Annotated in this window: 20 protein-coding genes; 4 read left to right on the top strand and 16 right to left on the bottom strand. The window is 68.3% G+C overall.

The window, feature by feature from the left end; genetic code table 11:
* Positions 1-13: 13 nt before the first annotated feature.
* Positions 14-1,345 (bottom strand): replication-associated recombination protein A, encoded by a 1,332-nt coding sequence (locus OPU70_RS02400; protein WP_311878896.1) that lies wholly within the window; start codon positions 1,343-1,345, stop codon positions 14-16.
* A 111-nt stretch (positions 1,346-1,456) separates the two neighbouring features.
* Between OPU70_RS02400 and OPU70_RS02395 the strand changes: the two genes are divergently transcribed.
* Positions 1,457-1,753, top strand: a complete 297-nt coding sequence (locus OPU70_RS02395) for a hypothetical protein (protein WP_042540565.1) — start codon at positions 1,457-1,459, stop codon at positions 1,751-1,753.
* Between the two features lie 83 nt (positions 1,754-1,836).
* Here the strand turns inward: OPU70_RS02395 and OPU70_RS02390 are convergent, their stop codons facing one another.
* From OPU70_RS02390 to nirB, 4 genes are read right to left on the bottom strand one after another with little or no spacing between them, the layout of a single operon-like run.
* Complete coding sequence (locus tag OPU70_RS02390) at positions 1,837-2,964, bottom strand: uroporphyrinogen-III synthase (RefSeq protein ID WP_498557075.1); 1,128 nt, start codon at positions 2,962-2,964, stop codon at positions 1,837-1,839.
* Positions 2,961-3,728 carry a uroporphyrinogen-III C-methyltransferase gene (gene cobA / locus OPU70_RS02385; protein WP_042540568.1) on the bottom strand — a complete coding sequence of 256 codons (768 nt, stop codon included), beginning with the start codon at positions 3,726-3,728 and terminating at the stop codon, positions 2,961-2,963. Before cobA ends, OPU70_RS02390 begins: the two co-directional genes overlap by 4 nt.
* Entirely contained in the window at positions 3,725-4,093 is a 369-nt protein-coding gene (nirD, locus tag OPU70_RS02380; protein ID WP_079112824.1) for a nitrite reductase small subunit NirD, read from the bottom strand. Before nirD ends, cobA begins: the two co-directional genes overlap by 4 nt.
* Entirely contained in the window at positions 4,090-6,669 is a 2,580-nt protein-coding gene (gene nirB, locus OPU70_RS02375; RefSeq protein ID WP_309688690.1) for a nitrite reductase large subunit NirB, read from the bottom strand. The genes nirD and nirB overlap by 4 nt, the downstream gene beginning before the upstream one ends.
* A 215-nt stretch (positions 6,670-6,884) precedes the next feature.
* Here nirB and OPU70_RS02370 point away from each other — a divergent pair, with 215 nt between their 5' ends.
* Both OPU70_RS02370 and OPU70_RS02365 read left to right on the top strand, forming a co-directional pair.
* Positions 6,885-8,243, top strand: a complete 1,359-nt coding sequence (locus OPU70_RS02370; protein ID WP_079112825.1) for a DUF349 domain-containing protein — start codon at positions 6,885-6,887, stop codon at positions 8,241-8,243.
* A 61-nt stretch (positions 8,244-8,304) separates the two neighbouring features.
* Positions 8,305-8,856, top strand: a complete 552-nt coding sequence (locus OPU70_RS02365) for a type IV toxin-antitoxin system AbiEi family antitoxin (RefSeq protein WP_498557074.1) — start codon at positions 8,305-8,307, stop codon at positions 8,854-8,856.
* Here OPU70_RS02365 and OPU70_RS02360 read toward each other — a convergent pair.
* From OPU70_RS02360 to OPU70_RS02325, 8 genes are all read right to left on the bottom strand, one after another.
* A complete protein-coding gene (locus OPU70_RS02360) occupies positions 8,843-11,092 on the bottom strand; it encodes a RelA/SpoT family protein (RefSeq protein WP_042540575.1) in 2,250 nt (749 codons plus the stop codon). The two genes, OPU70_RS02365 and OPU70_RS02360, sit on opposite strands and share 14 nt — an antisense overlap.
* A 68-nt stretch (positions 11,093-11,160) precedes the next feature.
* Complete coding sequence (gene secF, locus OPU70_RS02355; protein WP_042540578.1) at positions 11,161-12,150, bottom strand: protein translocase subunit SecF; 990 nt, start codon at positions 12,148-12,150, stop codon at positions 11,161-11,163.
* Positions 12,150-13,880, bottom strand: a complete 1,731-nt coding sequence (gene secD / locus OPU70_RS02350) for a protein translocase subunit SecD (protein ID WP_498557073.1) — start codon at positions 13,878-13,880, stop codon at positions 12,150-12,152. The genes secF and secD overlap by 1 nt, the downstream gene beginning before the upstream one ends.
* 52 nt (positions 13,881-13,932) lie before the next feature.
* Positions 13,933-14,334 (bottom strand): preprotein translocase subunit YajC, encoded by a 402-nt coding sequence (locus tag OPU70_RS02345; RefSeq protein ID WP_042540582.1) that lies wholly within the window; start codon positions 14,332-14,334, stop codon positions 13,933-13,935.
* An 80-nt stretch (positions 14,335-14,414) separates the two neighbouring features.
* Positions 14,415-15,440 (bottom strand): Holliday junction branch migration DNA helicase RuvB, encoded by a 1,026-nt coding sequence (ruvB, locus tag OPU70_RS02340; protein ID WP_042540584.1) that lies wholly within the window; start codon positions 15,438-15,440, stop codon positions 14,415-14,417.
* On the bottom strand, positions 15,433-16,038 hold the full coding sequence (gene ruvA, locus OPU70_RS02335; RefSeq protein WP_042540586.1) for a Holliday junction branch migration protein RuvA: 606 nt from the start codon (positions 16,036-16,038) through the stop codon (positions 15,433-15,435). The genes ruvB and ruvA overlap by 8 nt, the downstream gene beginning before the upstream one ends.
* Before the next feature lie 9 nt (positions 16,039-16,047).
* Positions 16,048-16,632, bottom strand: coding sequence for a crossover junction endodeoxyribonuclease RuvC (gene ruvC / locus OPU70_RS02330; protein ID WP_056376957.1), 585 nt, complete (start codon positions 16,630-16,632; stop codon positions 16,048-16,050).
* Positions 16,633-16,677: 45 nt separating this feature from the next.
* Positions 16,678-17,439 (bottom strand): YebC/PmpR family DNA-binding transcriptional regulator, encoded by a 762-nt coding sequence (locus tag OPU70_RS02325; RefSeq protein WP_042540590.1) that lies wholly within the window; start codon positions 17,437-17,439, stop codon positions 16,678-16,680.
* Positions 17,440-17,596: 157 nt separating this feature from the next.
* On the opposite strand from OPU70_RS02325, the gene OPU70_RS02320 reads away from it, so the two are divergent.
* Entirely contained in the window at positions 17,597-18,976 is a 1,380-nt protein-coding gene (locus OPU70_RS02320) for a pyridoxal phosphate-dependent decarboxylase family protein (protein ID WP_498557072.1), read from the top strand.
* A gap of 29 nt (positions 18,977-19,005) precedes the next feature.
* Here OPU70_RS02320 and OPU70_RS02315 read toward each other — a convergent pair whose 3' ends face one another.
* The 3 genes from OPU70_RS02315 to OPU70_RS02305 are packed head-to-tail and all read right to left on the bottom strand — an operon-like array spanning position 19,006 to position 24,477.
* Positions 19,006-22,365: an ATP-binding protein gene (locus OPU70_RS02315; protein ID WP_475435054.1), complete on the bottom strand. Its 3,360-nt coding sequence runs from the start codon at positions 22,363-22,365 to the stop codon at positions 19,006-19,008.
* Positions 22,362-23,021 carry a DUF4194 domain-containing protein gene (locus tag OPU70_RS02310; RefSeq protein ID WP_079113980.1) on the bottom strand — a complete coding sequence of 220 codons (660 nt, stop codon included), beginning with the start codon at positions 23,019-23,021 and terminating at the stop codon, positions 22,362-22,364. The genes OPU70_RS02315 and OPU70_RS02310 overlap by 4 nt, the downstream gene beginning before the upstream one ends.
* Positions 23,014-24,477 carry a DUF3375 domain-containing protein gene (locus OPU70_RS02305; RefSeq protein ID WP_042540277.1) on the bottom strand — a complete coding sequence of 488 codons (1,464 nt, stop codon included), beginning with the start codon at positions 24,475-24,477 and terminating at the stop codon, positions 23,014-23,016. Before OPU70_RS02305 ends, OPU70_RS02310 begins: the two co-directional genes overlap by 8 nt.
* Between the last annotated feature and the right edge of the window lie 16 nt (positions 24,478-24,493).

Here is a 24,493-nt window from a genome sequence, read left to right as displayed (position 1 = left end):
TAACAGATTCGTGTCACCGGCCGTCGAGGATGCGACGGATGCGCTCCAGGCGGGCCGAGATGTCTCGCTCAGCGCCCAAGTTCTTGGGCTCGTAGTACCGCTTCCCGCGCAGCTCGTCGGGCAGATACTGCTGCGGAAGGATGCCGAACTCGCCGTCGTGCGGGTAGACGTAGCCGCGTCCGTGGCCGAGCCGCTTGGCACCGGGATAGTGGGCGTCGCGCAGGTGCAGCGGCACCCGACCGAACCCGCCGGAGCGGATGTCGGCGATCGCCGCGTCGATTCCCACGTACGCCGCGTTCGACTTGGCGGTCGTGGCGAGGTAGACGGTCGCCTCGGCGAGCGGGATCCGCCCCTCGGGCATGCCGATGAAGGCGACCGCATCGGCGGCGGCGACCGCGATCGAGAGCGCCTGAGGATCGGCGAGACCCACGTCTTCGGACGCCGAGATCACCAGACGCCGCGCGATGAAACGGGGGTCCTCCCCCGCCTCGATCATCCTTGCGAGGTAGTGAAGTGCGGCGTCGGGGTCGGAGCCGCGGATCGACTTGATGAACGCGCTGATGACGTCGTAATGCTCGTCACCCTGACGGTCGTACCGCAGCAGGGCCTTGTCGACGGCCTGAGCGACATCGTCGGCGGTCGCGGCCGGCACCGCGCCCTCCTTGCCCTTCGACAGAGCGACGGCCGCAGCCGCCTCGAGCCCCGTGAGCGCGCGTCGCGCATCGCCGGACGCCAGTCGGATGAGGGCGGCACGCGCGTCATCGGCGAGAGTGACCGCGCCGTTGAGTCCGCGCGCATCGGTCACCGCCCGATCGACGAGCAGCCCGACGTCGTCGTCTGTCAGCGGCTGCAGCGTCAGGAGCAGCGACCGCGACATCAGCGGCGAGATCACCGAGAACGAGGGGTTCTCGGTGGTCGCGGCGATCAGCAGGACCCACCCGTTCTCGACGCCGGGCAGCAGCGCGTCCTGCTGCGCCTTGGTGAATCGATGGATCTCGTCGAGGAACAGGATCGTGGTCTGGCCGTAGAGGTCCCGCTGGGTGATCGCCTCCTGCATGACCTCGCGCACGTCTTTGACGCCGGCGGTGATCGCCGAGAGCTCGACGAACCTGCGCCCGGATGAGCGCGCGATCGCCTGAGCGAGGGTGGTCTTGCCGGTGCCGGGCGGCCCCCACAGGATGATCGAGACGGCACCCGGGGAGGAGGCAGCGGGATCGGCCAGGGCGACGATGGGAGAACCGGCGCGCAGCAGGTGCTTCTGGCCCGCCACCTCATCGAGCGACACGGGGCGCATGCGCACGGCGAGGGGCGTCTGCCCGGAGAGCAGTGCGGCTGCGGAGGTCATCCGTCCAGGCTAACGCGGGGCACCGACACTTCGGGCAGAACAGGGCGGCGCGATCTCGACGGTAGGCTCTCAGGCGACGTTGCACATTCACGTCGAGTAAGGGAGCACGCAATGGCCGGACGCGGGAAGAGCACGCAGCAGTCGCGCACCGAAGCGGAGCGCGCGCGCCTGCACACAGCCCGCAAGACGTGGCACGAGGGGCAGATCCGCCGCCGTACCCGCGACAACGCGATCGCCGTCGTCGTCGGCGTGCTGATCATCGCCGGCGCCATCGTGAGTCAGGTCGTGCATGCTCAGGTGAACCCGCCAGCGCCCTCCCCTACGCCGACCGTCGAACCGACCGACGCTCCGCTGCCGTCGGACCAGGCGACCCCTGAGCCCGCGCCCACGGACGCCCCTGCCGAGTGACCCGCTGAGCGGCTACCCGGCCACCCTCCCGCGCGTCGTGCGATCCGGAGCGCCCGGTGTTCCGGTCGCTGCTGCGACGCCGCTCAGTACTCGGTGACCGCGAGACGATAGCCCCGCTTCACCACGGTGTGCACGAGCTCGTTACCGCCGAGCGCCTCCCGCAGCCGTGCGACGGCGACCTCGACCGCGTGTCCGTTGCGCTCCGCCCCCGGAAGCACCCCGCCGAGTTCGGCTCGCGAGAGCACGCGGCCCCCTGCCGAGGCCAGTGCCTCGATCAGCGCTGCCGCCGACCGGGAGAGCGGGATGAACGCACCGTCCACGAGGACTCCGCCGCTGCGCACCTCGACGAGTCCGGCATCGGTCGGCAGAGACGGCGCCTTCCCCCCTCCGAAGTGCGCGATGACGGTCCGGGCGAGCGATCCGAGACGCCCCCGGTCGGCGATCGTGGTGCGAAGGTTCGCGGTGTGCAGAGGCGCGGCGGTGATCGGCCCCACGCAGGCGAGCAGGAGGCGCCCCGACTCGGCGCGCCTCCTGACGCTCTCCAGCGCGCCGGATTCCTCGGCGAACGCGATCCACGATGCCGCTCCCGGGGCCGACGTGAACAGCACGGCGTCTGCCTCCCCGCCGGCCGCTTGAAGCGCCGAGCGTCGCACCACGTCCGGGTCCGGAGGAGGGCCCCAGCGGTAGACGGTGATGCTCAGCACCTCTGCGCCGGCATCCGTCAGCAACTCGTCGAGTCCGTCCGCGCCGGCGCCGTGATGCTGCACGAGGATCCGCTTCCCCGCCACTCCGGAGGCGAGGAGGTACTCGCCGACCTCGGCCGATGTCTCGGACTCGGCGACCCAGTCGGCCGTGAAGCCCGCCTGCTGGATCGCACCGTGCGCCTTCGGGCCCCGAGCGACGAAGTGCGCACCCTGCAGGGCTCGGTCGAGCTGCCCGTAGAGGCCGTTCTCGTGCGCGGCATCCATCCATCCGCGGAACCCGACCCCGGTGGTGACGATCACGATGTCCGGTGGAGAAGCGATCACTCGCTCGGTGCGAGCGAGCAGTTCGGCGTCGTCGGAGTTGGTGACGATGCTCAGCGCGGGTGCTCGATGGACGACCGCGCCCCGCCGCTCGAGAGCGGTCGCCAGATCGACCGAGCGACGGTCGGCGGCGACGATGATCGTGCACCCGGCCAGCGCGGAGTCGAGTGCGCGCGCAGTGGTCATGTCATGCTCTCCGCGATCATCGCCGGTGTCGGCAGCAGCAGCCCTGCCCGGGCGACTTCGCCGATCACGATCACGGCCGGATTCACCACCTGGGCCGAGGCCGCATCCGTGGCCGCCTGCGCGAGGGTGCTGCGGATCGTCCGCTGCCTCTCGGTGTGCCCGTTCTCGACGATCGCCACGGGGATGTCCCCCGGCACGCCGTGCGAGACGGCTGAAGCGGCCAGGCGAGGCAGCGACGCCACCCCCATCAGGATCACGGTGGTGACGGACGGATCGGACATGGACGCGATCGCGCTCGCGGTGAGGTCGCCGTGGCCGTTGAGGATGTGCACGGCCGACGCGACGCCGCGGTGGGTCACGGGGATGCCCGCGGACTGAGGCACGGAGATCGCACTGCTGACACCCGGTGTGACACTGACCGGCACGCCGGCGGCCTCGCACGCGAGCACCTCCTCGCCCCCGCGCCCGAGAACGAACGGGTCCCCACCCTTGAGGCGAACCACCCGATGCCCTGCGAGAGCGCGGTCCACCAGGAGAGCGTCGATCTCGTGCTGCGGCACCGGATGATGTCCCGGGCGTTTGCCGACGTCGATGATCTCGACATGCGGTGGCAGCTCGTGCCTGAGCTCCTCGAACGGACCGAGGCGATCGGCGATCACGACATCCGCCGCCATGAGCAGTCGGTACGCGCGCACCGTCATGAGATCAGCCGGACCCGGCCCTCCGCCGATCAGGTCGACCCTGCCCACTCGTGCGCGTCTCATGGGCCCGTGCTCTCCGGTGGCCCGACGTACACGGTGCCGTCGTCGATCGCGACCGGCCACACCCGCAGCGCCGCAGGCGGCTTGCCGTGGGTCTCGAGGCACTCGCCTGTGCGCAGATCGAAGACCTGCTTGTGCAGTGGAGAGGCGACGGTGGGAGTGTCCCCCCGGCTGCCCACGATCCCGCGTGAGATGACGTGCGCACCCGAGAAGGGGTCGAGGTTGTCGACGCCGAGCACCGTCCCGTCGGGAAGGAGGAACAGCGCCACCTGCTGTCCGTCGATGAGAGCCGCGCGACCCCTCTCGACCTCGAGGTCGCCGATCGTGCAGACCCGCACGTGCGTCGCGGCGTCGATCGCGAGGCTCATCGACGCACCTCCAGCGCGGTCCCGGCGATGAGGACCCCGCCGGTGCGGCGCTCTTCCGCGGTGGCCGGACGGATCTGGCCGCGCTCCGAGACATAGGCGAGCGAAGGATCAGGTGTGTCGGCGGCATTCACGAATGACCGGAACCTCTCGAGCTTGAGGGGGTCGGCGAGGGTCGCCGCCCACTCGTCCTCGTAGCGATCGACGTGCTGCGCCATCGCCTCGTCGAGATCGGCGCAGATACCGAGGCTGTCGTCGAAGATCACGCTTCGGAGGCCGTCGAGACCCCCTTCGAGATCCTCGCACCACGGAGCCGTCCGCTGCAGACGATCGGCCGTGCGGATGTAGTACATGAAGAACCGATCGATGGCCGTGATCAGCCCCTCGTCGTCGAGATCGGAGGCCAGCAGCTGGGCGTGCCGCGGAGTGAATCCGCCGTTCCCGCCCACGTACATGTTCCATCCGGTCTCGGTGGCGATCACGCCGACGTCTTTGCCCCGCGCCTCGGCGCACTCGCGAGCGCACCCGGACACGCCGAGCTTGAGCTTGTGCGGCGCGCGAAGGCCTCGATAGCGGAGCTCGAGCTTGACCGCCATGCCGACGGCGTCGAGCACTCCGTATCGACACCACGTCGAGCCGACGCACGACTTCACCGTGCGCAGCGATTTGCCGTACGCCTGGCCCGATTCGAAGCCGGCGTCGACCAGACGCTGCCAGATCAGCGGCAGCTGCTCCAGCCGCGCCCCGAACATGTCGATGCGCTGACCCCCGGTGATCTTCGTGTACAGCGCGAAGTCCTTGGCGATCTGCCCGATCGCGATCAGTCCCTCCGGAGTGACCTCTCCACCGGCCATCCTCGGCACGACGGAGTACGTGCCGTCCTTCTGCATGTTGGCCATCACATGGTCGTTGGTGTCCTGCAGCGTGGCGTTCTCTCCGTCGAGCACGTGGGCTCCGACGAGGACGGACAGGATGCTGGCGATCGCCGGCTTGCAGATGTCGCACCCGCGCCCGCGCCCGAACCGGTCGACGATCGCACTGAACGTCGTGAGCTGCGCGACCCGCACCGCGTCGAACAGCTGGCGGCGCGAGAGATCGAAGTGCTCGCACAGCGCGTGCGACACGGTCTGACCGAGCTTCGTCAGCTCCTGACCGACGACCTTCTTGACCATCAGGACGCAGGACCCACAGGTGGCGCCTGCCTTCGTGCACCCCTTCACTGCGGCGGCATCGGTGCAGCCCTCCTCGTGCACCGCCTGGCGGATGCGTCCAGCCGTCACGTTGGAGCACGAGCAGACGACGGCCTCGTCCGGCAGCTCGCCGCCGGGCGCCTCGTTGCCACCTTCCGGCAGCAGGTACGCGGCAGGGTCCGCCCCGAGCTTCGCGCCCACCAGGGGGCGCAGGGCGCCGTAGGCTGCCGCGTCTCCGACGAGGATCCCACCGAGCAGCGTCTGCGCGTCGTCCGACAGCACGAGCTTCTTGTAGACCCCGGCCACCGGATCGGCATAGACGACGTCGAGAGCGTTCGGAGTGGTCGCCATCGCATCGCCGAAGCTCGCGACGTCGACGCCCGAGAGCTTGAGCTTCGAGGAGTCGTCGTATCCGGGGAACGCCGCGTCACCGCCGAGGAGTCGGGTGGCTGCGACCTCCGCCATCGCGTAGCCGGGTGCCACGAGTCCGACGCAGCGACCCTCGAAGCTGGCGACCTCGCCGATCGCCAGGATGTGCGGGTCGGAGGTCGAGCACCGGTCGTCGATGATGATGCCACCCCGCGGATCCACGAGCATCTCCGCGTTGCGTGCGAGCTCGTCGCGCGGGCGGACACCCACCGTGAAGACGACGACGTCGGCTCTCTCGACCGAGCCGTCCTGGAACTCGAGTGCGGTGACCGCACCCGACTCGTCAGGGTCGAGACGCGTCGTGCGCGACTGAGTGCGCACCGAGATCCCTCGCGCCTCGAGCAGTCGCTTGAGCATTCCTCCCCCTGCGGAGTCCAGCTGCGCCGACATCAGGCGATCGGAGTACTGCACGACGGTCGCCTCCACGTCCATCCCCTGCAGTGCGCCGGCGGCCTCGAGACCGAGGAGACCTCCGCCGATGACGGCGCCGCGCAGCGGACGGCCGAGCATCCGGCTCCGCGCCGAGACGAACTCCTTGAGCGAGTGCACATCTTCGAGGGTGCGGTAGACGAAGCACCCTGGCAGGTCGGCCCCGTCGACGGCGACCTTGGCGGCGTAGGAGCCTGTGGCGAGCACGAGCGTGTCGTACGGGATGCTCCTGCGCGATCTGGTCGTGACGGTGCGAGCCGAACGGTCGATCCGCAGCACCCTGTCATCGGCCATGAACCGCACGCGGAAGTCGTCGAAGACCGAGGGATCGAGCTCGAGATCCTCCGGCGTCGCCCCCGAGAAGAATCCGGTGAGACCGACCCGGTCGTAGGGCCGGCGCGCCTCGTCGCCGATGACCGTCACATGCATCGGCGTGTCAGCCCGGCTGATCAGGCTCTCGACGAACCGGTGGGCGACCATACCGGCACCCACGACGACGATCTCCTTGGGGGTGAGGAAGACCTCGTTCATACTGCTCCAATCGCCGGGGGACGTCGTGAAGGCGACGATAGGAGCCTGGTGTTTCCCGCATGTGACGCCCGGTGTTTCGTGCGTCGAACGATTCGCTCACAGATCGGTAACGGCCATTGTGAGATCCGACCACCACATTGCAACCTCGCTCTCGTACTAGGCTGAAGCTCGTCCTTTCCGCCTCCCGCGGGCCCTACCGCGCAAGGAGAATCACCGTGTCTGCCACAGAGCCGTCGAAGCCGACTCCCCCCGTTCCCGCTCCCCCGGCTGCGCCCCTGCCGCGAAAGGTGCCGACGCCGGCTGCCGTCGCGCCGGCTGCTGCCGCCGCCAGCGCCGCGTCGTCGTCCGACGCCGCCAAGTGGGGTCGCGTCACAGACGACGGCACCGTCGAGGTGCGCGAGGGCGAGGACTGGCGCGTCGTCGGACAGTACCCTGACGGCACGCCCGACGAGGCGCTCGCCTACTTCGTGCGCAAGTACGAGGACATCGCTTTCAAGGTGCACACGCTCGAGCAGCGCCACCAGGCCGGGGGCGCCTCCGCCGCCGACCTCGTCAAGCAGGCGGGCCACCTTCTCGCCGAGGCGACGGATGCGGCCGCCGTCGGCGACCTCGCCGGACTCCGCGAGCGACTGAACGCCCTGACCTCCTCGCTCTCCGAGGCGACGGCTCAGGAGGCCCAGCAGGCGAAGGAACTGGTCGACAAGGCCATCGCCGATCGCACGGCCCTCGTCGAGCGTGCCGAGGAGATCGCCGCCCGCGACCTGTCGAAGGTGCAGTGGAAGCAGGTCACCGCTGAGCTCGGCGAGCTCTTCGACGCCTGGCAGGCACAGCAGCAGAACGGTCCGCGCCTGTCGAAGGGCGTCTCGCAGCAGCTCTGGAAGCGGTTCCGCGATGCACGCGGCACGGTCGACAAGGCACGCCGCGCGTTCTACTCCGAGCTCGACGACACGCACAAGACCGCCCGCGACGCGAAGACTCGTCTGGTCGAGCGCGCAGAGGCACTCGCACCGCGCGGCGTCGACGGCATCCCTGCGTACCGCACCCTGCTCGACGAATGGAAGGCCGCCGGCCGCGCCGGACGCAAGGCAGACGACGCGCTGTGGGCACGGTTCAAGGCGGCGGGAGACGCGCTGTACTCGGCACGGGCCGAGCAGTCGGCTGCGGAAGAGGCAGACTCCGCTCCGAAGATCGAGGCTCGCCAGGCTCTGCTCGAAGAGGCGAAGGCCGTGGCCGATGAGCCCAACATCAAGCGCGCCCGCGCGCTGCTCACCGGCATCCAGCGCCAGTGGGACGAGATCGGTCGCATCTTCCCCCGAGACAAGGAGCGGGCGCTCGACGATCGCCTCCGCGTGATCGAGCAGGCTCTCAAGGCTCGTGAAGAAGTCGACTGGAAGAAGAACAACCCCGAGACCAAGGCGCGCGCCAACGACATGAGCTCGCAGCTCCTCGAGGCGATCGAGAAGCTCGAGGCCGAGCTCGCCGCCGCAGAGAAGTCGGGAGACAAGAAGGCCGCCAAGGCCGCAGCGGATGCTCTCGAAGCGCGCCGCGCCTGGCTGAACGCGCTCGGCGGCTGACCTTCTCCACAGATCCTCCGATCGACACGGAACGCGGGGTGCACCGCGCCAGACTGGCGTGATGCACCCCGCGTTCCTGTATCTGCCCGGTGAACGGCTCACGATCCCCGAGCTCAGCGCGGCGAGGATCGACGGGCACCTGGTCGATCTCGGCGAGGGCTACATTCCCGCCGATCTCATCGAGAGCCCGAGCGCGAGGGCGGCTGCGATCGCGGCCCTCGTCCCCGCCGACACAGCTGCCTCCGGTCCATCGGCCGCATGGATTCACGGGGCCGGTGATGCTCCGCCCGCTCGCCACCATGTCCGACGTACGGTCGGCCACCGCATCCGCGCAGCGCTGCCCCCTCGGGTGATCCTGCACGACACCGCGCTGTCTCGCACGCACATCGAGCTGATCGGCGGGGTGCCCGTCATGACGCCCCAGCGCACGATGGTCGATCTCGCCCTCGGCCTGCACCGCGACGAGTCGCTGCGGCGATGGATGCTGCTGCTGGCCGACACCGAGCCGGCCCTCGTCTCGGTCGCACTCAGCGAGATCGACACCATGATCCGCGTGCCGGGAAAGCGGGCCGGTCGCGGTGCACTCGAAAGGCTCCTCGTCAGGACGAGGTGACGCGGTAGACGTCGTACACCGCATCGATGCGACGCACGGCGTTCAGCACGCGGTCGAGGTGCACGGCATCGCCCATCTCGAACACGAAGCGGCTGATCGCGAGGCGCTCGTCCGTGGTGCTGACCGTCGCCGACAGGATGTTGACGTGGTGCTCACTGAGCACACGGGTCACATCCGAGAGAAGACCCGAACGGTCGAGAGCCTCGACCTGGATCTGCACGCGGAACACGCTCTTGGTCGTCGGCGCCCAGGACACCTCGACGAATCGGTCCTCGTCGCTCTCGAGCGCCTTGACGTTCGGGCAATCCGTGCGGTGCACCGACACGCCACTGCCACGGGTGACGAACCCGACGATCGCGTCGCCGGGCACCGGGGTGCAGCACTTCGCGACCTTGACCAGGATGTCGGATGCACCACGCACGAGCACTCCGGAATCGCCGGAGCGGGGCTCGCGCGAGGGCATGCTGCCGGGGAGGTCGATCGGACCTGTGGCGGGGTCGGTCGCCGCGACCAGCGCGGTGACCTTCTCGAGCACCGACTGCGTCGAGACATGCCCCTCGCCCACAGCGGCATACAGGGCCGAGACGTCCTCGTAGCGGAGCTGGTGGGCTACCTCGGCGAACGAGTCCTGGCTCATCAACCGCTGCAGCGGCATGTTCTGGCGGCGCATCGCGCGAGCGATGGCCTCCTTGCCCTGCTCGATGGCCTCTTCACGACGTTCCTTCGTGAACCATCCGCGGATCTTGTTACGCGCGCGAGTGCTCTTGACGAAGCCGAGCCAATCCTGACTCGGACCGGCGTCGGGGTTCTTCGAGGTGAAGACCTCGACCACATCGCCGCTCTTGAGCTCCGACTCCAGCGGCACGAGACGACCGTTGACCTTCGAGCCCATCGTGCGGTGACCGATCTCGGTGTGCACGGCATAGGCGAAGTCGACGGGTGTCGCACCGGCCGGGAGACCGACCACGCGACCCTTGGGAGTGAAGACGTAGACCTCTTTGGCGCCGATCTCGAACCGCAGGGAGTCGAGGAACTCCCCCGGGTCGGCCGTCTCGGCCTGCCAGTCGGAGATGTGGGCGAGCCAGGCCATGTCGCTGTCCGACGCGCGGACCTCGGCCTTCCCGCCGTTCATCCGCTCCTTGTACATCCAGTGTGCGGCGACACCGTACTCCGCCTGCTGGTGCATCTCATGCGTGCGGATCTGGATCTCGACCGTGCGTCCGGACGGACCGATCACCGTGGTGTGCAGCGACTGGTACAGGTTGAACTTCGGGGTCGCGATGTAGTCCTTGAAGCGCCCGGGAAGAGGGGTCCACCGCGCGTGGATCGCCCCGAGCACGGCGTAGCAGTCGCGAACGGAGGCGACGAGCACCCGGATGCCGATGAGGTCGTAGATGTCGTCGAACTCGCGGCCTCGCACCACCATCTTCTGGTAGACGGAGTACAGCTGCTTCGGGCGTCCGACGACCTTGCCGCGGATGCGCAGATCGCGCAGATCCTCGTCGATCTCCTCGACGACCTGAGCGAGATACTTCTCGCGCTGCGGCGTGCGCTGCGCGATGAGGTTGTGGATCTCGTTGTAGATCTTCGGATGCAGCACGGCGAACGAGAGGTCTTCGAGCTCCGACTTGATCGCCTGGATGCCGAGGCGGTTGGCGAGAGGCGCGTAGATCTCGAGCGTCTCCTTCGCCTTCTTCGCGGCCTTCTCAGGAGGGACGAAGCCCCAGGTGCGGGCGTTGTGCAGCCGGTCGGCGAGCTTGATCAGCAGAACGCGGATGTCCTTCGACATCGCGACGATCATCTTGCGGACGGTCTCGGCCTGCGCGCTCTCGCCGTACTTGACCTTGTCGAGCTTGGTGACGCCGTCGACGAGCATCGCGACCTCGTCGCCGAACTCCGCGGTGAGGTCGGTGAGGGCGTAGCCGGTGTCCTCGACGGTGTCGTGCAGCAGCGCTGCGGCGATCGCTCGAGGGCCGAGGCCCATCTCGGCGAGGATCTGTGCGACAGCGAGCGGGTGCGTGATGTACGGCTCACCGCTCTGCCGCTGCTGCCCTGCGTGCTTCTCCTTCGCGACGGCGTAGGCGCGTTCGATGACGGCCAGATCGCCCTTGGGGTGATTCGCACGCACCGTGCGGATCAGATTGTCGAGGTCGTTGATCCTGGGCGCGCGGGAGAAGATGCGGGGAACCAGTCGTCTCAGGCTGGAGCCCTGCGACGCCGTCTGCGGTTCCGCCATCCGCTCACCTCCGAATCACAACAGTTTACGCGTGCCCTGCGGGGTGCGGCCCCGAGGAGCGGGGACGATCAGGCTTCTGCGGCTGCGAGGCTTCGCGCCTCGCGGATCTTCGCGTCGCGCGCCGCGATCTGCGGCTCGTTCTCGCGGAACAGCGAGTAGAGCGGAGCAGCCACGAACAGCGTCGAGTAGGTCGCGACCAGGATGCCGACGAAGATCGAGAGCGAGATGTCCGTGAGCGACTCGGCACCGAGCCAGAAGGCGCCGATGAAGAGCACCGCTCCCACCGGCAGAGCGGCCACGACCGAGGTGTTGATCGATCGGACCAGCGTCTGGTTCACCGCGAGGTTGACCGACTCGCCGAACGTCCGAGACGAGTTCTCGCCGTCCTCCGTCGTGTTCTCCCTGATCTTGTCGAACACCACCGTCGTGTCGTACAGCGAATAGGCGAGGATCGTGAGGAAACCGATCACCGCCGGGGGCGAGATCTCGAAACCGGCGAGGGCGTAGACGCCGACGGTGATCACGAGCACATCCAGAAGGCCGACGATCGCAGCCGCGGACATCTTCCAGGTGCGGAAGTAGATGGCGAGGATCAGGAAGGTCAGTGCGAGGAAGATCGCAAGTCCCCACAACGACTGCCTGGTGACGTTCTCGCCCCATGCTGGGCCGATGAACGACGACGTCACGCTGTCGGGTTCGACTCCGAAGGCATCGGCCAGAGCGTTGGAGACCTGCTGGGTCTCATCCGCGCCCATCTGATCGGTCTGCACGCGGATGTCACTGCCGTTGATGACGACGACCTTGGTCGCTGCACCCGGCACGACGGACTGCACCGCGTCGGTCGCGGTCCGCTGGTCGGTGCTGTCGGGCGCCTGAACCGTGAACTGCGACCCGCCGGTGAACTCGATCGAGAACTGGATCGGGCGCAGGAGGGGCACCAGCGCCGAACCGACGACCAGGGCGATCGCGATGATGAACCACAGGCGGCGCTTGGCGACGAACGGGAAAGAGGTCTTTCCCGAGTACAGGTTGTTGCCGAACTCATTCATGGAAGCCATCAGGCGTCCCCCTCGCTTCCGGTGCGGCTGGATCTGTCACCGGCTAGTGCTTCGGCGCGCTTGCGCTCTGCGATGGTCTGACGGCGCTCGGCTTCACCCTTGGCCCTGGCGTTCTTCGCACCGCGCCCCGCCGTGGCGGTCGGCACCTGACGGAACTGCGACCGGCTGCGGTACACCGCGCCCAGCGATTCGGGGTCGAGGCCGGAGAGCTTGTGTCCGCCGCCGAAGAACTTCGTGCGAGCGAGCAGCTGCATCACCGGGTGGGTGAAGATCACGAAGATGAACACGTCGATGAGGGTCGTCAGACCCAGTGTGAAGGCGAAGCCCTTCACCGTGGAGTCAGCGAGGATGTACAGCACGACGGCCGCGAGGATGTTGATCGACTTCGAGATGTAGATGGTCCGCTTGGCTCTGCCCCAGCCGTCTTCGACCGCCGAAGTGATGGACTTGCCGTCGCGCAGCTCGTCTCGGATCCTCTCGAAGTAGACGATGAAGGAGTCGGCCGTGAAGCCGATCGAGACGATGAGACCCGCGACGCCGGCGAGCGACAGGCGGAACCCGAGTCGCCACGCGAGGATGCAGATGATGACGTAGGTCAGCACCGCCATCACGGCGATCGAGGCGATGATCACGGTTCCGAGCGCGCGATACACGATCAGCGAGTAGATCGCCACGAGAGCGAGACCGATGAGTCCGGCGATGAGGCCGATCTGGAGCTGCTGTGTGCCCAGGGTCGCCGAGATCGTGTCGGAGCTCTGCACCTCGAAGCTGAGCGGCAGCGCGCCGAACTTGAGCTGGTCAGCCAGGGCGGTCGCGGATTCCTGGGTGAAGTCGCCCGAGATGCTGGGGCGGCCGTCGAGGATCTGCCCGTTCATGCGCGGTGCGCTGATGACGGACCCGTCGAGGACGAAGGCGAACTGGTCACGCGGCGAGAGCTCAGCCAGGCGGTTCTGGTTGAGGCGGGTGCTGACCTCGCCGAATGCCTCGGCGCCGTCTCCGTTCATGGTGAGCTGGACGAGCCATGCGCCCGTCCTCGGGTCACGGCCTGCCGAGGCGTCCGTGATCGCATCGCCCGTGAGCTCGGTCGGTCCCAGCAGGTACTTCGCCTGCCCGGAGGGATCGCACGCGATGAGCGGCTGATCCTTGGGCGCGTTCGAGGGGTCGTTGTCGGGGTTGGCGCAGTCGTAGGCCTGGAACTCTGCGGCCAGCCGGTCTGTCACCCATGCGAGGTCGCTCGCATCCGTCGGCTCGGCCGTCGGCGTCGCGTTCAGCGAGTCGTCCGGAGTCGGATAGGCCGTCTCATTGCCGTCTTCACCCACGTACTGGTTGGTGCCTGCGGTCGTGGCGAGCACCGGGCGGAACTCGAGCTGCGCGCTGGACTGGATCCGGGCACGCGTCTGCTCGTCGGCGACACCCGGGATCTGAACCACGATGTTGCGGCCGCCCTCCGTGGTGATGTCTGCCTCGGCCACGCCAGACGCGTCGACGCGCTGTCGGATGATCGCCGCCGCCTGATCGAGCTGCTCCGGCGAGGGCGCAGCTCCGTCTTCGGTCTCCGCGCTCAGCACGATCTGCGTGCCGCCCTGGAGGTCGAGCGCGAGCTCAGGAGACCAGGAGCTCTTCTCGAACACGTGGACGCCGAGGGCGTTGATGCCGAAGAGGACGCCCGTCGCCAGGAGCAGGCCCATGAGGACCCGCCAGGCATGACGGACCGGGGAAGAAGTGGCCACGTGTGATCAGCTTTCTAAGATGCCGGAGTGCCGAAGTCGTGCAGCGCGAAGACTACTTGTCGTCGGCGTCGCGCTCGAGACGACGACGGGTCTCTTCGGTGGTCTCGATCGCAGGAGCGTCATCGACGATGGGCGCCTCATCGACCACGACGACCGAGTCGTCAGCATCCTCGACGACGGCGTCCTTGGGCTCGACGATGCGGAGGATCGCCTGGCTGTGCACCTCGATGACCGTGCCGGGCGCGATCTCGACGAGCGCGGGCGAGTCGAGGTCATCGTGGTCGTACGCCACGATCGTGCCGTAGAGACCACCCTGCAGGAGCACCTTGACACCGGGAACCGTCTTGGTGGCCTTCTCCTCCTGCTCCGCCTTCATCTGCTTCTGGCGCTTGCGTCCGTTGACGAACATGAACACGACGAGCACGGCGAGAAGGCCGAAGAGGAGGATTTCCATGGGCATGGTGGCGAAGGGCCTTTCTCAGGTGCGCGCACCACAGACGGGCGCGCAGTTCTATCGGGGGAAGTCTTCAGTGATTATAGGTCATCAAGTCGAAGCGCCCCATCGGGGTGCGCGATCCCCAGGTGGGCGTAGGCCTCCGGCATGGCCACTCGACCACGCGGTGTCCGGCCGAGGAATCCGATGCGCACGAGGTACGGCTCGACCACGCTCTCGACGGTCTCCGCCTCCTCGCCGACAGCCACCGCGAGCGTGCTGAGGCCGACCGGCCCGCCGCGGAAGCGACGCACGAGAGCCTCGAGCACGGCGCGGTCGAGACGGTCGAGGCCGATCGGGTCGACGTCGTAGAGCTCGAGCGCGGCCCGGACCCCGTGCAACGAGGCCTCCCCGCCGCCGTGGACGAGCGCATAGTCGCGCACCCGTCGGAGCAGGCGGTTCGCGATTCGCGGTGTACCCCGCGACCGGCGGGCGATCTCAGAGAGCGAATCCCGCGGCAGATCGACGCGCAGCATGAGAGCGGAGCGATCGATGACGCGCTCGAGTTCCGGTTCGTCGTAGAACTCGAGGTGGCCGGTGAATCCGAAGCGGTCGCGCAGCGGGTTCGGGAGCAGGCCCGAGCGAGTGGTGGCGCCGACGAGCGTGAACGGGGCGAGGTCGAGCGGGATGCTGGTCGCTCCCGCGCCTTTGCCGACCATGATGTCGATGCGGAAGTCCTCCATCGCGAGGTACAGCATCTCCTCCGCAGAGCGAGCCATTCGATGGATCTCGTCGATGAACAGCACTTCGCCGGGCACGAGACTCGAGAGCAGGGCGGCGAGGTCGCCGGCATGCTGGATCGCGGGTCCGCTCGAGAGTCGCAGCGGGCGCTCGCTCTCATGCGCGACGATCATCGCCAGCGTGGTCTTGCCGAGTCCAGGAGGACCCGCGAGCAGGATGTGATCCGGCGGACGGTTCTGGATCCGCGCCGCATCGAGCAGGAGCTGGAGCTGCCCACGGACCTTCTGCTGACCGACGAACTCGCCCAGGCTCGTGGGGCGCAGAGCACCCTCGATGGCGAGCTCGGTGTCGTCCGCCGGCTCGGCGGCGTCGCGGACGTCAGACACGCGCCGGCCCCAGGAGAGCCAGAGTGCGGCGCAGGAGCGGCGCGACAGACGCTCGCTCTGCCTCGGATGCCTCGGCGGCCGTCTGCGCGGCGGCCTCGGCGGCGACCTTCTCGGACCACCCGAGGCCGACCAGCGCGGCGGTGACCTGATCGACGACGTCGACTGGGCCGGTCTTCACCGGCTTCGACCCGGCGCCGACGGGGTGCACCTTGCCTGCGAGCTGGAGGACGATGAGTTTGGCCGTCTTCGGTCCGATACCGGAGACACGCCGGAACGGCGCGTCGTCCTCGCCGGTCACGGCCTCGGCGATCTGGTCGACGGTGAGGTGCGAGAGCACCCCGAGCGCCGACTTCGGTCCGACGCCCGTGACGCTGATGAGCAGTCCGAAGATCTCCAGCTCGCTGCGATCGGCGAATCCGAACAGAGACAGGGAGTCCTCGCGGACGATCAGGCTCGTGTGCAGCAGCAGCTTCTCGCCGACCGTCGCGGTGTGCGCGACATCGGCGGGAACGGCGACCGAGAATCCGACGCCACCGACGTCGATGATGACCTGATCGGCGGTCGAGTGGAGAACAGCGCCGTGCAGCGAGGAGATCATCCGACCAGCCTACGCACCGGATCGTAGATATGTTCGAGCGACACGCTCCGCATCAGCCCACGCCTTCTGCGCCGGTGTCAGCGACTCCTGCCCTGGTGCGCCGGCAGCGCCGCGTCGCCATGCGTGGCAGAGGGCGATCGCCAGCGCGTCGGCGGCATCCGGCGGTTGCGGAGGAGCATCCAGGCGGAGGATGCGCGCGATCATCGCCTGCACCTGGCGCTTGTCGGCCGAACCATAGCCGGTCACCGCCGCCTTCACCTCGCTCGGAGTGTGCGTCGCTGCGGGAAGACCGGCCTCGGCCGCGAGCAGCAGCGCCACGCCGCTCGCCTGCGCCGTGCCCATCACTGTGTGGGTGTTCTGCTGTGCGAAGACCCGCTCGACGGCGACGGCGTCGGGCCGATGGGTCTCGATCACCTCGCGGATGCCGGCCGCGACCAGCGCGAGCCTCTCACCGATCGGCAGATCGGGCTCGGAGCGGATGACCCCGACGTGCACGAGCGTGCCCCGACGAGCCCGATCAACGTCGACCACACCGACACCGCACCGGGTGAGACCGGGGTCGATGCCGAGCACGCGAAGCGAGGAGGAGGTCACTCCCCCAGGCTATGCGTCGCCCCGGATCCCGGGGCGACGCCGCGCCTACGCGTCGTCGTTCTCGAGCTCGGCCTGCACCTCGGGCGTGAGGTCGAAGTTCGTGAAGACGTTCTGCACGTCCTCGCTGTCTTCGAGCGCATCGATGAGGCGGAAGATCTTGCGGGCCGTGTCTGCGTCGATCTCCACCTTGAGGTTCGGAACGAACTCGACGTCGGCGGACTCGTAGTCGATTCCCGCCTCCTGAAGGGCGCTGCGCACGGTGACGAGATCGGTGGCCTCGGTGATGATCTCGAAGCCTTCGGCGTGCGGCTCGATCTCTTCGGCGCCGGCCTCGAGAGCGGCCATCATCACGTCATCTTCGGTGGTCCCCTCGGATCCGACCACGATGACGCCCTTGCGGCTGAAGTTGTAGGCGACGCTGCCGGGGTCCGCGAGCGTTCCGCCGTTGCGGCTGAGCGCGGTGCGCACCTCGGCCGCCGCGCGGTTCTTGTTGTCGGTCAGACACTCGATCATCATGGCGACGCCGTTGGGGCCGTAGCCCTCGTACATGATCGAGGTGTATTCGACAGCCTCGCCACCGATGCCCGCTCCGCGCTTCACCGCGCGGTCGATGTTGTCCTTCGGGACCGAGGTCTTCTTCGCCTTCTGCACGGCGTCGAAAAGGGTCGGGTTGCCCTGCAGGTCAGCTCCGCCCAGCTTGGCGGCGACCTCGATGTTCTTGATGAGCTTGGCCCAGGACTTCGCGCGCCTGGAGTCGATGATGGCCTTCTTGTGCTTCGTGGTGGCCCACTTGGAATGCCCGGACATTATTCTCCGCTCGTCGTATCCGCCGTGGGCACTGCCCAGGGCGTCGTCCATTCTATCGAACCACGCCCGTGAGCTGTGGCGGACGTCCCACCCGTTTCGCAGGGAGGGCGGTCAGCACCCTCTGGCATCACGGGCAGCGCAGGTGTAGTCCTGACTCATGGACGAAAGAGCCGTCGATGACAGAACCCGCGGCCTCGAAGCCGCACACCGCGCAGCAATCGACTTTCTCGGGTCGCTCGACGAGAGACCCGTGTGGCCGCGGGCGAGCCTCGACGAGATGATGTCGGCGTTCGGGGGTCCGTTGCCCGAGGAGGGCACGGATGCCGCGAGCGTGATCGAGGAGATGGCACGACGGGGTGATCCGGGCCTCGTCGCGATTCCGGGAGGCCGCTTCTTCGGGTTCGTGATCGGAGGCACCCACCCCGCCGCTCTCGCCGCAGACTGGCTGGTGTCGACCTGGGACCAGAACTCGGGGTCGGCGACCCTCACCCCGACGACGGTCGCGATGGAGCGCATCGCCGGACAGTGGATGCTCGACCTGTTCGGACTGCCTGAGAGCGCGAGCGTCGGTTTCGTCACGGGCGGCCAGATGGCGAACTTCACGTGCTTGGCGACAGCGCGCAACGCCGTTCTCGCACGAAGCGGCTGGAATCTCTCGGAGAGGGGGCTTCGGCTCGCACCCGCCGTGAGATTCGTCGTCGGCGCCGATCGCCATGGCTCGATCGATCGGGCGGCTCGATTCCTCGGGATAGGAACCGACGAGCTGGTCGTGATCGAATCGGATGACCAGGGCCGCATGAGACCGGAGGCCCTGGAGCACGCCCTCGATCAGGCCACGGGGCCGCTCATCGTCTGCCTTCAGGCGGGCGAGGTGCACACCGGCGCGTTCGACGACTTCGCCGCGCTCATCCCGATCGCGCACGAGCACGGTGCGTGGGTGCATGTCGACGGCGCGTTCGGGCTGTGGGCCGCGGCGTCGCCCTCGCTTCGCCGCCTGACCGAGGGGATGGGTCTGGCTGATTCCTGGGCGACGGATGCGCACAAGACCCTCAATGCTCCGTACGACTGCGGAATGGCGATCGTCCGCGATCCTGCAGACTCGATCGCCGCGTTCCGCACCGGCGGTGACTATCTCGTCTTCACGAGCCTCGATCCCTGGGATGTCACTCCGGAGCTCTCCAGGCGGGCCAGAGGCGTGCCCGCCTGGGCGGCGATGCGCAGCCTCGGGCGCCAGGGAATCGCGCGTCTCATCGACGCACTGCATGAGAACGCCATCGCGATGGCATCCGGACTCGCCTCGATCGACCGCATCCGCATCCTCAACGACGTCGACTACACCCAGGTGATGTTCCGACTCGACTCCGACGACGCGACGCGAGCCCTCGGCGAGGCCGTGCTCGCCGAGGGCACAGCTGCCCTGACAGGCGCCGCGTGGCGTGGTCGCGCGGCGCTGCGATGCTCGATGTCGTCCTGGGCGACGACCCGAGACGACATCGATCGCACAGTCGGCGCGATCCGAACACTCGTGTCGGGCTGATCCGACTCGCCTCGATCACTCGCCCGCGATCACTCGCCCCCGGCCGGCAGGCCCACCTTCGGACGAGCCCAGGAGCGACCGCGGGTGTCCTTCAGGATGTCGTACTCCACGTCGACGTGCGGTTCGATCGCGCTGTACTTGTCGTTCGGCGCTCCGATCACGAGCTGGAAGCCGAGACCCCGCCACGCGCCGATCGCACGTTTCGTGAAGTGCGCATCCGCCTTGATCAGGGCCTCGTCCATGAACACCGGCGCGTAGCGGGGACGCTCGGCTCCCGCGTCGCCGAGTTGGTATCGCAGCGCGGCGCCCACGATGAACGCGACGAGCTCCTGCGACTCTCCACCTGATTTCTCACCGATGTGGTCGTAGAGCGCGACGTGCTCCCGGGTCGTGGCATGGATCCGCTCCGCACTCACCCGCACGTGGTTGCGCACGTCGATGAGCTCGGCGAAGTCCGGTGCCGTCCGCCGCATCCGAGCGATGAGACGACTCATCCTCCGGTAGACGCTCTCGCGATCGGCGTCCGTCCCCGCCGTGTCGATGAGGCCGCGCACCTCGCGCAGCTCCTTGCGGAATCGTCTGCGCGCTTCCGATTGATTCTCGCGCGGCGTGATCTGGAGGCGGTGCTCGTCGTCGTAGAACGGCAGCTCCTCCATGATCCGGTTGATCGGGTCGATGCGATTCTTGATCTCACGCAGCGCGCGCCCGAGCGTCGAGTCCAGACTCGTCAGATCGTTTCCGGAGAGCTTGAGAAGGCTGTCCCGCCACTCGGACTCCAGCTCGTGCAGGCCGTTGGTCTCCAGCGCATCGAGGATCCCCTCGAACTCCGCGACCGACTCGTCGGGGTCGGGCAGGATCGTGAGGGTGTCCCAGCGCTCGAGGAACCCGGTCATCAGGCGTCGCATCTGCTCGCGCTGCTCGGCGTGCGCCGTGGCCGCCGACGTGCGGTCCTCGAGCAGCCTGGTCGCGGCGGTGCGCAACGCGGAGTCGAGATGGGCGAGTCGCTCTGACGCCGTGACGCTGACGGAAGCCTCCGCACCGAGGAAGCGCGCGTCGAGGAAGGAACGGTGCCGCTCGTCGAGCGCGATCTCCGCGGCCTCCGCCGCATCGACGATCCGCTGAGAGGCGTCGACCTGGTCCGTCACTTCGACCCAACGGTCCTGGGCGAGCGTCAGGTCGCCCCCGAGACGGGCGCTCTCGTCACGCAGACGACCCGCCCGCTTCCTGAGTTCCTCGGCCTGCGAACGCAGCTCGGCAATCTTCGGGTTCTCGACGGTGACCTCCGCCTCGACAGCGAGCCAGCGCGCACGCTCCGCCTCGACGGCCTCGACGTCGATCTGCTCCCAGGTGAGATCCTCGATCTTCGCGTGCGCCTTCGCGGTGGCCTCGATCCGGTCCAGGTCCGCCTCCGCTTCGGCAGCCGCCGAGGACGCGGCATCCCGTCGGATCTCGAGCTCGCTGACCTGCTCGTCGAGTTCACGCAGACGGCGTGCGTTCGAGAATCCGAGCAGGTTCGCGCGGCCATGCCCGCCGTGGGACCCCCGGTCGCCCTGCGACACCTGTCCCGTGATCGTCAACGCGCGAGGATGCTCGGCGAGCTCGGCCGAGGAATCGACGCAGACGTAGTCGAACCGCTCGCGGAGTCGCTGCTGGAGCCACCCGGTGAAAGGCGTCGACCGATGCTCGAGTCGACCCGGAAGCGTTCTCGGGTCGGCCGGCCGCGACTCGGCGAGACCGGTGTGCATTCCCTCGTAGCTGATCCGCTCCGTGGTGCGCACCGAGTCGATGGCCGCGCGGAATCGTCCGAGGTTCGAGACGTCGATGAGCAGTGTCCGTGCGAACCCGCCGAGCGCCAGGTTGAATGCTTCCCGCCACGGCTCGAACTCGGTGCGCACCTCGATCAGCTCGCCGACGAACGGCAGATCCGTCGGGGCGAGCCCGGCGGCCTGAGCGAGCAGGACTCTCGATTCATGCAGATGTGCCGGGATGCTCCCCCGCAGGTCTCGGGAGCGGTCTCGCTCGGCGCGCACCTGCGCGAGTTCGGTCTCCACGGCTCTGCGAGCGGACTCGGCGTCGGCGAATGCGGCGCGGGCACCTCGGATCCCTGCCTGCGGGAGCTCCCGTCCGATACGGGTCAGCAGGCTCTCGAACGCGGCCGCGTCGTGCACCTCGATGCCGAGCTCGCCGGCGACGGCGTCGAAACGGGACCGCTCACGCCGGACATCTTCGAGACGGCGCTCGACGCCGCGCAGTTCGCGCTGGGCGGTCTCGAGGCGATCGCCTCCGGACTGCCGCAGGACGTCCAGAAGACCCTCCCGCTCGCTGTCCGCGGCGGCGATGAGGGCGTTCTTCTCGCGCACGGCCAGCTGGAGCGCGTGGGTTCGGTCGCGGAGATCCACCTCCACTTCGCGCAGCAGGTCGAGACGACGCTCTGCGCTCCAGAGAGCCGCGAGCGAGTTCGACTCGGAGAAGACCCCGACCTCGTCCACGACCCGCATCCGCTCCGATGCCTCCTCGATGCGCTGGGATATCCCGCGGATCGGCTCGAGAGCCGCCACCTGCTGCTTGGCGACCAGCATCCGGGTGCGTGTGCTCTCCAGCTCGTCGAAGTGAGCGACCACCGCGTCCGCGGTCGCCATCGTCTCGGGTTCCTCGAGCACGAGCTTCTTGTACAGATCGTCCACCGTGGTGATCTGCTGCCCCGCCTGGATGCGGGCGAGAAGACTGATCGCCTTCGCCCCGGAGCCGGCTGCGCCGATGCCGAGCACGGCGTGCAGCCGGGCCGAGAACTCGCGGTCGGTCGCGACGGGGTCGAGTCCGACGGCTCGCACCGACGTGTCGGTGAGGCGGTGAGACGCGGCGCGCTCCAGCTGCGCGAGGTCGAATGCGCCGTCGACCGTGGCTCGCACTCTCGTGGTGTCCTCGAGCGTTCGCGCGTCCGCAGGGATGTACCACGCGCGGACCGCCGTGAAGCGCGAGCCGTCGTGATCCAACCAGGTCATCGAGACGGCGCTCCAGGTGTCCTCGCCGTCACCGCGCAGCACCCGGAGCTTCGTGCCCTCGTCCGTTCGGGACTCGTCGATCTTGCCGCGCCCGTACGACAGGATGTTGCGCTGCTCATCGCCCCGCGGACGCCCCGTGACACCGCCGTTCGAGGCGCCGTTGAACGGCGTCGTGTGCGGCATCATCAGGGCGATGTAGCCGTCCATGAGCGTGGATTTTCCAGACCCTGACCCACCGCACAGCAGGGTCGCATCCGGCGAGAACCGCACCCGGTGCGGCCCCCCGTCGTATCCGCCCCAGTTGATGAGCTGCAGCTCCTCGGCCACCCACTGCTGGCCGCGGGAGCTCGCGGGGATCATCCCGAAGAGCGTGTCCATCATCGTCATCGCGCCACCACCGCCTGGGCTCGCAGCCACTCCCGCAGCTCCTTGAGCGTCTCGGCGCTGAGCACCACCTCGACGAGCGCGGTGATCCGATACCGCCCGCTGGTCTCCTCCTGCACGATGCCCTCTCGGTCCAGCCGGTCCAGTGCGCTGCGGATCGCCCTCTGCTGCTTCGCGGTTCCGCCGTCGGTGTCGGCGAAGTAGCTGAGGACGGTCTGCTCGACGTCCTCGATGTCGATCCGCACGGATCCCTCGCCGGACGCCGACTCGCGCTGGTAGACGGTTCGCAGGTGCACCAGCACCAGCGTCTCGGCCCGCGAGTACGGCGAATCCTTCAGCAGGACCGGCATCTCGACCTCATCGGAGCGCAGCTGCTGCTTGTAGGCGAATCCGCGTGCGTGATCGATGATCAGCCGCAGGTAGATGTCGTTGAGCCGCGACTCGATGACGTGCTGGTGCTCGATCAGCAGCGTCCACTCGCGCCGGTTGCGCTCCATCGAGATGAAGCGGCGCTGCAGAAGGTGCACGAGCACACGTCTGATCTCGGGGTCGAGCGTGCCGCGGTCACCCGGGAAGTGCGCCTCGAGGTCGTCCTCCATCGCCGTAGGGGCTATGAACCCCTCGTCGGCGACCGCCGTGGTGAGGTCGTCGTCACTCATCTGCATCCTCTTTCGTGCTGCGGGCGATCACGGCGCCGAAGGCGAAGCGGCGAGTCGTCCCGTCAGGCCTCAGCGCTTCCACCGTCGAGATCCCGTCGCCGTCCGCGAGGCCGTTGCGGTGGGCGATCTCGAGCAGGCCGAGGAGGTCGACCGGGCGTCGAGCCGCGTCGGGCACCGCCCGGAACGCCTCGGCGAGATCGAACTGCGCGCCGAGACCGGCGACGTACTCCTCGAGCTCGGCATACCTCGGACCACCCCAGGCACGCGTGTCGTGATCGAGGAAGTCGACGTCGTCGGCATCCGTGAGCGGGGCCGGAGCTCGCGGCGGGCGGATGTCGCTGGTCGTCTGACGGAGATGCCCGAGGTCGGCGAGCGGCATGCTGCGCACAGGATCGACCACCGCGGCCGGACCCGACCACCCGTGGAGTCCTGCGATGACGTCGCGGAGGAGGTCGTCGATCTGACGGTCACGCAACGGGTCGTGGGTCTTCACCTGACCGGTGATGACATGCGAGGCGCGGCGCTGTGCGGCCAGCACCTCCTCCACCCCCAGCTCCACGCGTCGCGCGATCGCATCGAGCTCGGCACGCTGCGTGCCGTCGAGCATGCGCGCGAACGGCTGGTCGAGGAGTCCGCGGAGCTGCTCAGTGAGGGCGTCGATGCGCTCGGGGTCGCCGATCAGACGCAGGGCACCTGCGAAGGCACGCCCCTCCGGGGTCGACTGCATCACGTCCTGGGCGCGCTGGAGATACTCGCGCAGCACCTCGCTCGTCGGCCGCTCGTCCCTCCGGAGGTGGGCGACGACGTCGCGCTGCATCGCTCTGAGCGACTCGGCGACCCTCGTGAAGTCGGCGGGGAGCTCGCGCGCCAGATGAAGGACGTTCTCCGCCTCCTCGAGGAGTTCCTCGTCATCCGCAGGCTCCGCGCGTCCGGAGTCCTGGATGCGAGCGATCTCCGCATCGATGACGTCGCGCTCCGCCTGCAGCCGGGAGAGGCGACGAACCGGGTCGACCTCCGCGCTCACCGAGAGATGCTCCACGGCATCGAGCAGGGTGCGCACACGCGAGTTCGACACTCGCGTTCGCCCGCCGCCGGTGCGGCCGGATATCTCGAGCGCGGCGACGGCGTGCGCCGACAGGCGATAGACCTCGATGTCGTCGTCGATCTGCTGGATCAGCCAGCCCAGGCGCACCCAGTTGCGGCAGACGTCACGTCCGCTGCCGGACGGCAGTCTTCTGTCGTCTTCGTCGTACCCCGCCGCGCGGAGCTCATCCAGCACCTCGGCCAGCTCGGCATGCGCATCCGCCACCGCGACCGATGCCCGGTCGGCGTTGAACAGAAGGGTGAGCGACGCGACGACGAACGGAGCGAATCGGCCGTGGAGAAGATCGAGTGTCGGGGTGCTGAATGCGGTGATGGCACGCGCGTACGCGGTCTCAGCCCTGGATCCAGTCACTCGAAAGAGACTAGTC

The organism is Microbacterium sp. SWDP-B6, from assembly GCF_059803615.1.
Note: the sequence above shows the minus strand (reverse complement) of the source record. Positions and strands in the feature narration are given on the sequence as shown.

Bases quoted from the DNA above. Each gene is read 5' to 3' on its own strand.
- OPU70_RS02320 (WP_498557072.1), top strand. From the start codon at position 17,597: ATGGACGAAAGAGCCGTCGATGACAGAACCCGCGGCCTCGAAGCCGCA.
- OPU70_RS02325 (WP_042540590.1), bottom strand. From the start codon at position 17,439: ATGTCCGGGCATTCCAAGTGGGCCACCACGAAGCACAAGAAGGCCATC.
- OPU70_RS02395 (WP_042540565.1), top strand. From the start codon at position 1,457: ATGGCCGGACGCGGGAAGAGCACGCAGCAGTCGCGCACCGAAGCGGAG.
- OPU70_RS02310 (WP_079113980.1), bottom strand. From the start codon at position 23,021: ATGAGTGACGACGACCTCACCACGGCGGTCGCCGACGAGGGGTTCATA.
- nirD (WP_079112824.1), bottom strand. From the start codon at position 4,093: ATGAGCCTCGCGATCGACGCCGCGACGCACGTGCGGGTCTGCACGATC.
- OPU70_RS02365 (WP_498557074.1), top strand. From the start codon at position 8,305: ATGCACCCCGCGTTCCTGTATCTGCCCGGTGAACGGCTCACGATCCCC.
- OPU70_RS02400 (WP_311878896.1), bottom strand. From the start codon at position 1,345: ATGACCTCCGCAGCCGCACTGCTCTCCGGGCAGACGCCCCTCGCCGTG.
- OPU70_RS02345 (WP_042540582.1), bottom strand. From the start codon at position 14,334: ATGGAAATCCTCCTCTTCGGCCTTCTCGCCGTGCTCGTCGTGTTCATG.
- OPU70_RS02360 (WP_042540575.1), bottom strand. From the start codon at position 11,092: ATGGCGGAACCGCAGACGGCGTCGCAGGGCTCCAGCCTGAGACGACTG.
- secF (WP_042540578.1), bottom strand. From the start codon at position 12,150: ATGGCTTCCATGAATGAGTTCGGCAACAACCTGTACTCGGGAAAGACC.
- OPU70_RS02315 (WP_475435054.1), bottom strand. From the start codon at position 22,365: ATGACGATGATGGACACGCTCTTCGGGATGATCCCCGCGAGCTCCCGC.
- cobA (WP_042540568.1), bottom strand. From the start codon at position 3,728: ATGAGACGCGCACGAGTGGGCAGGGTCGACCTGATCGGCGGAGGGCCG.
- ruvA (WP_042540586.1), bottom strand. From the start codon at position 16,038: ATGATCTCCTCGCTGCACGGCGCTGTTCTCCACTCGACCGCCGATCAG.
- OPU70_RS02390 (WP_498557075.1), bottom strand. From the start codon at position 2,964: ATGACCACTGCGCGCGCACTCGACTCCGCGCTGGCCGGGTGCACGATC.
- nirB (WP_309688690.1), bottom strand. From the start codon at position 6,669: ATGAACGAGGTCTTCCTCACCCCCAAGGAGATCGTCGTCGTGGGTGCC.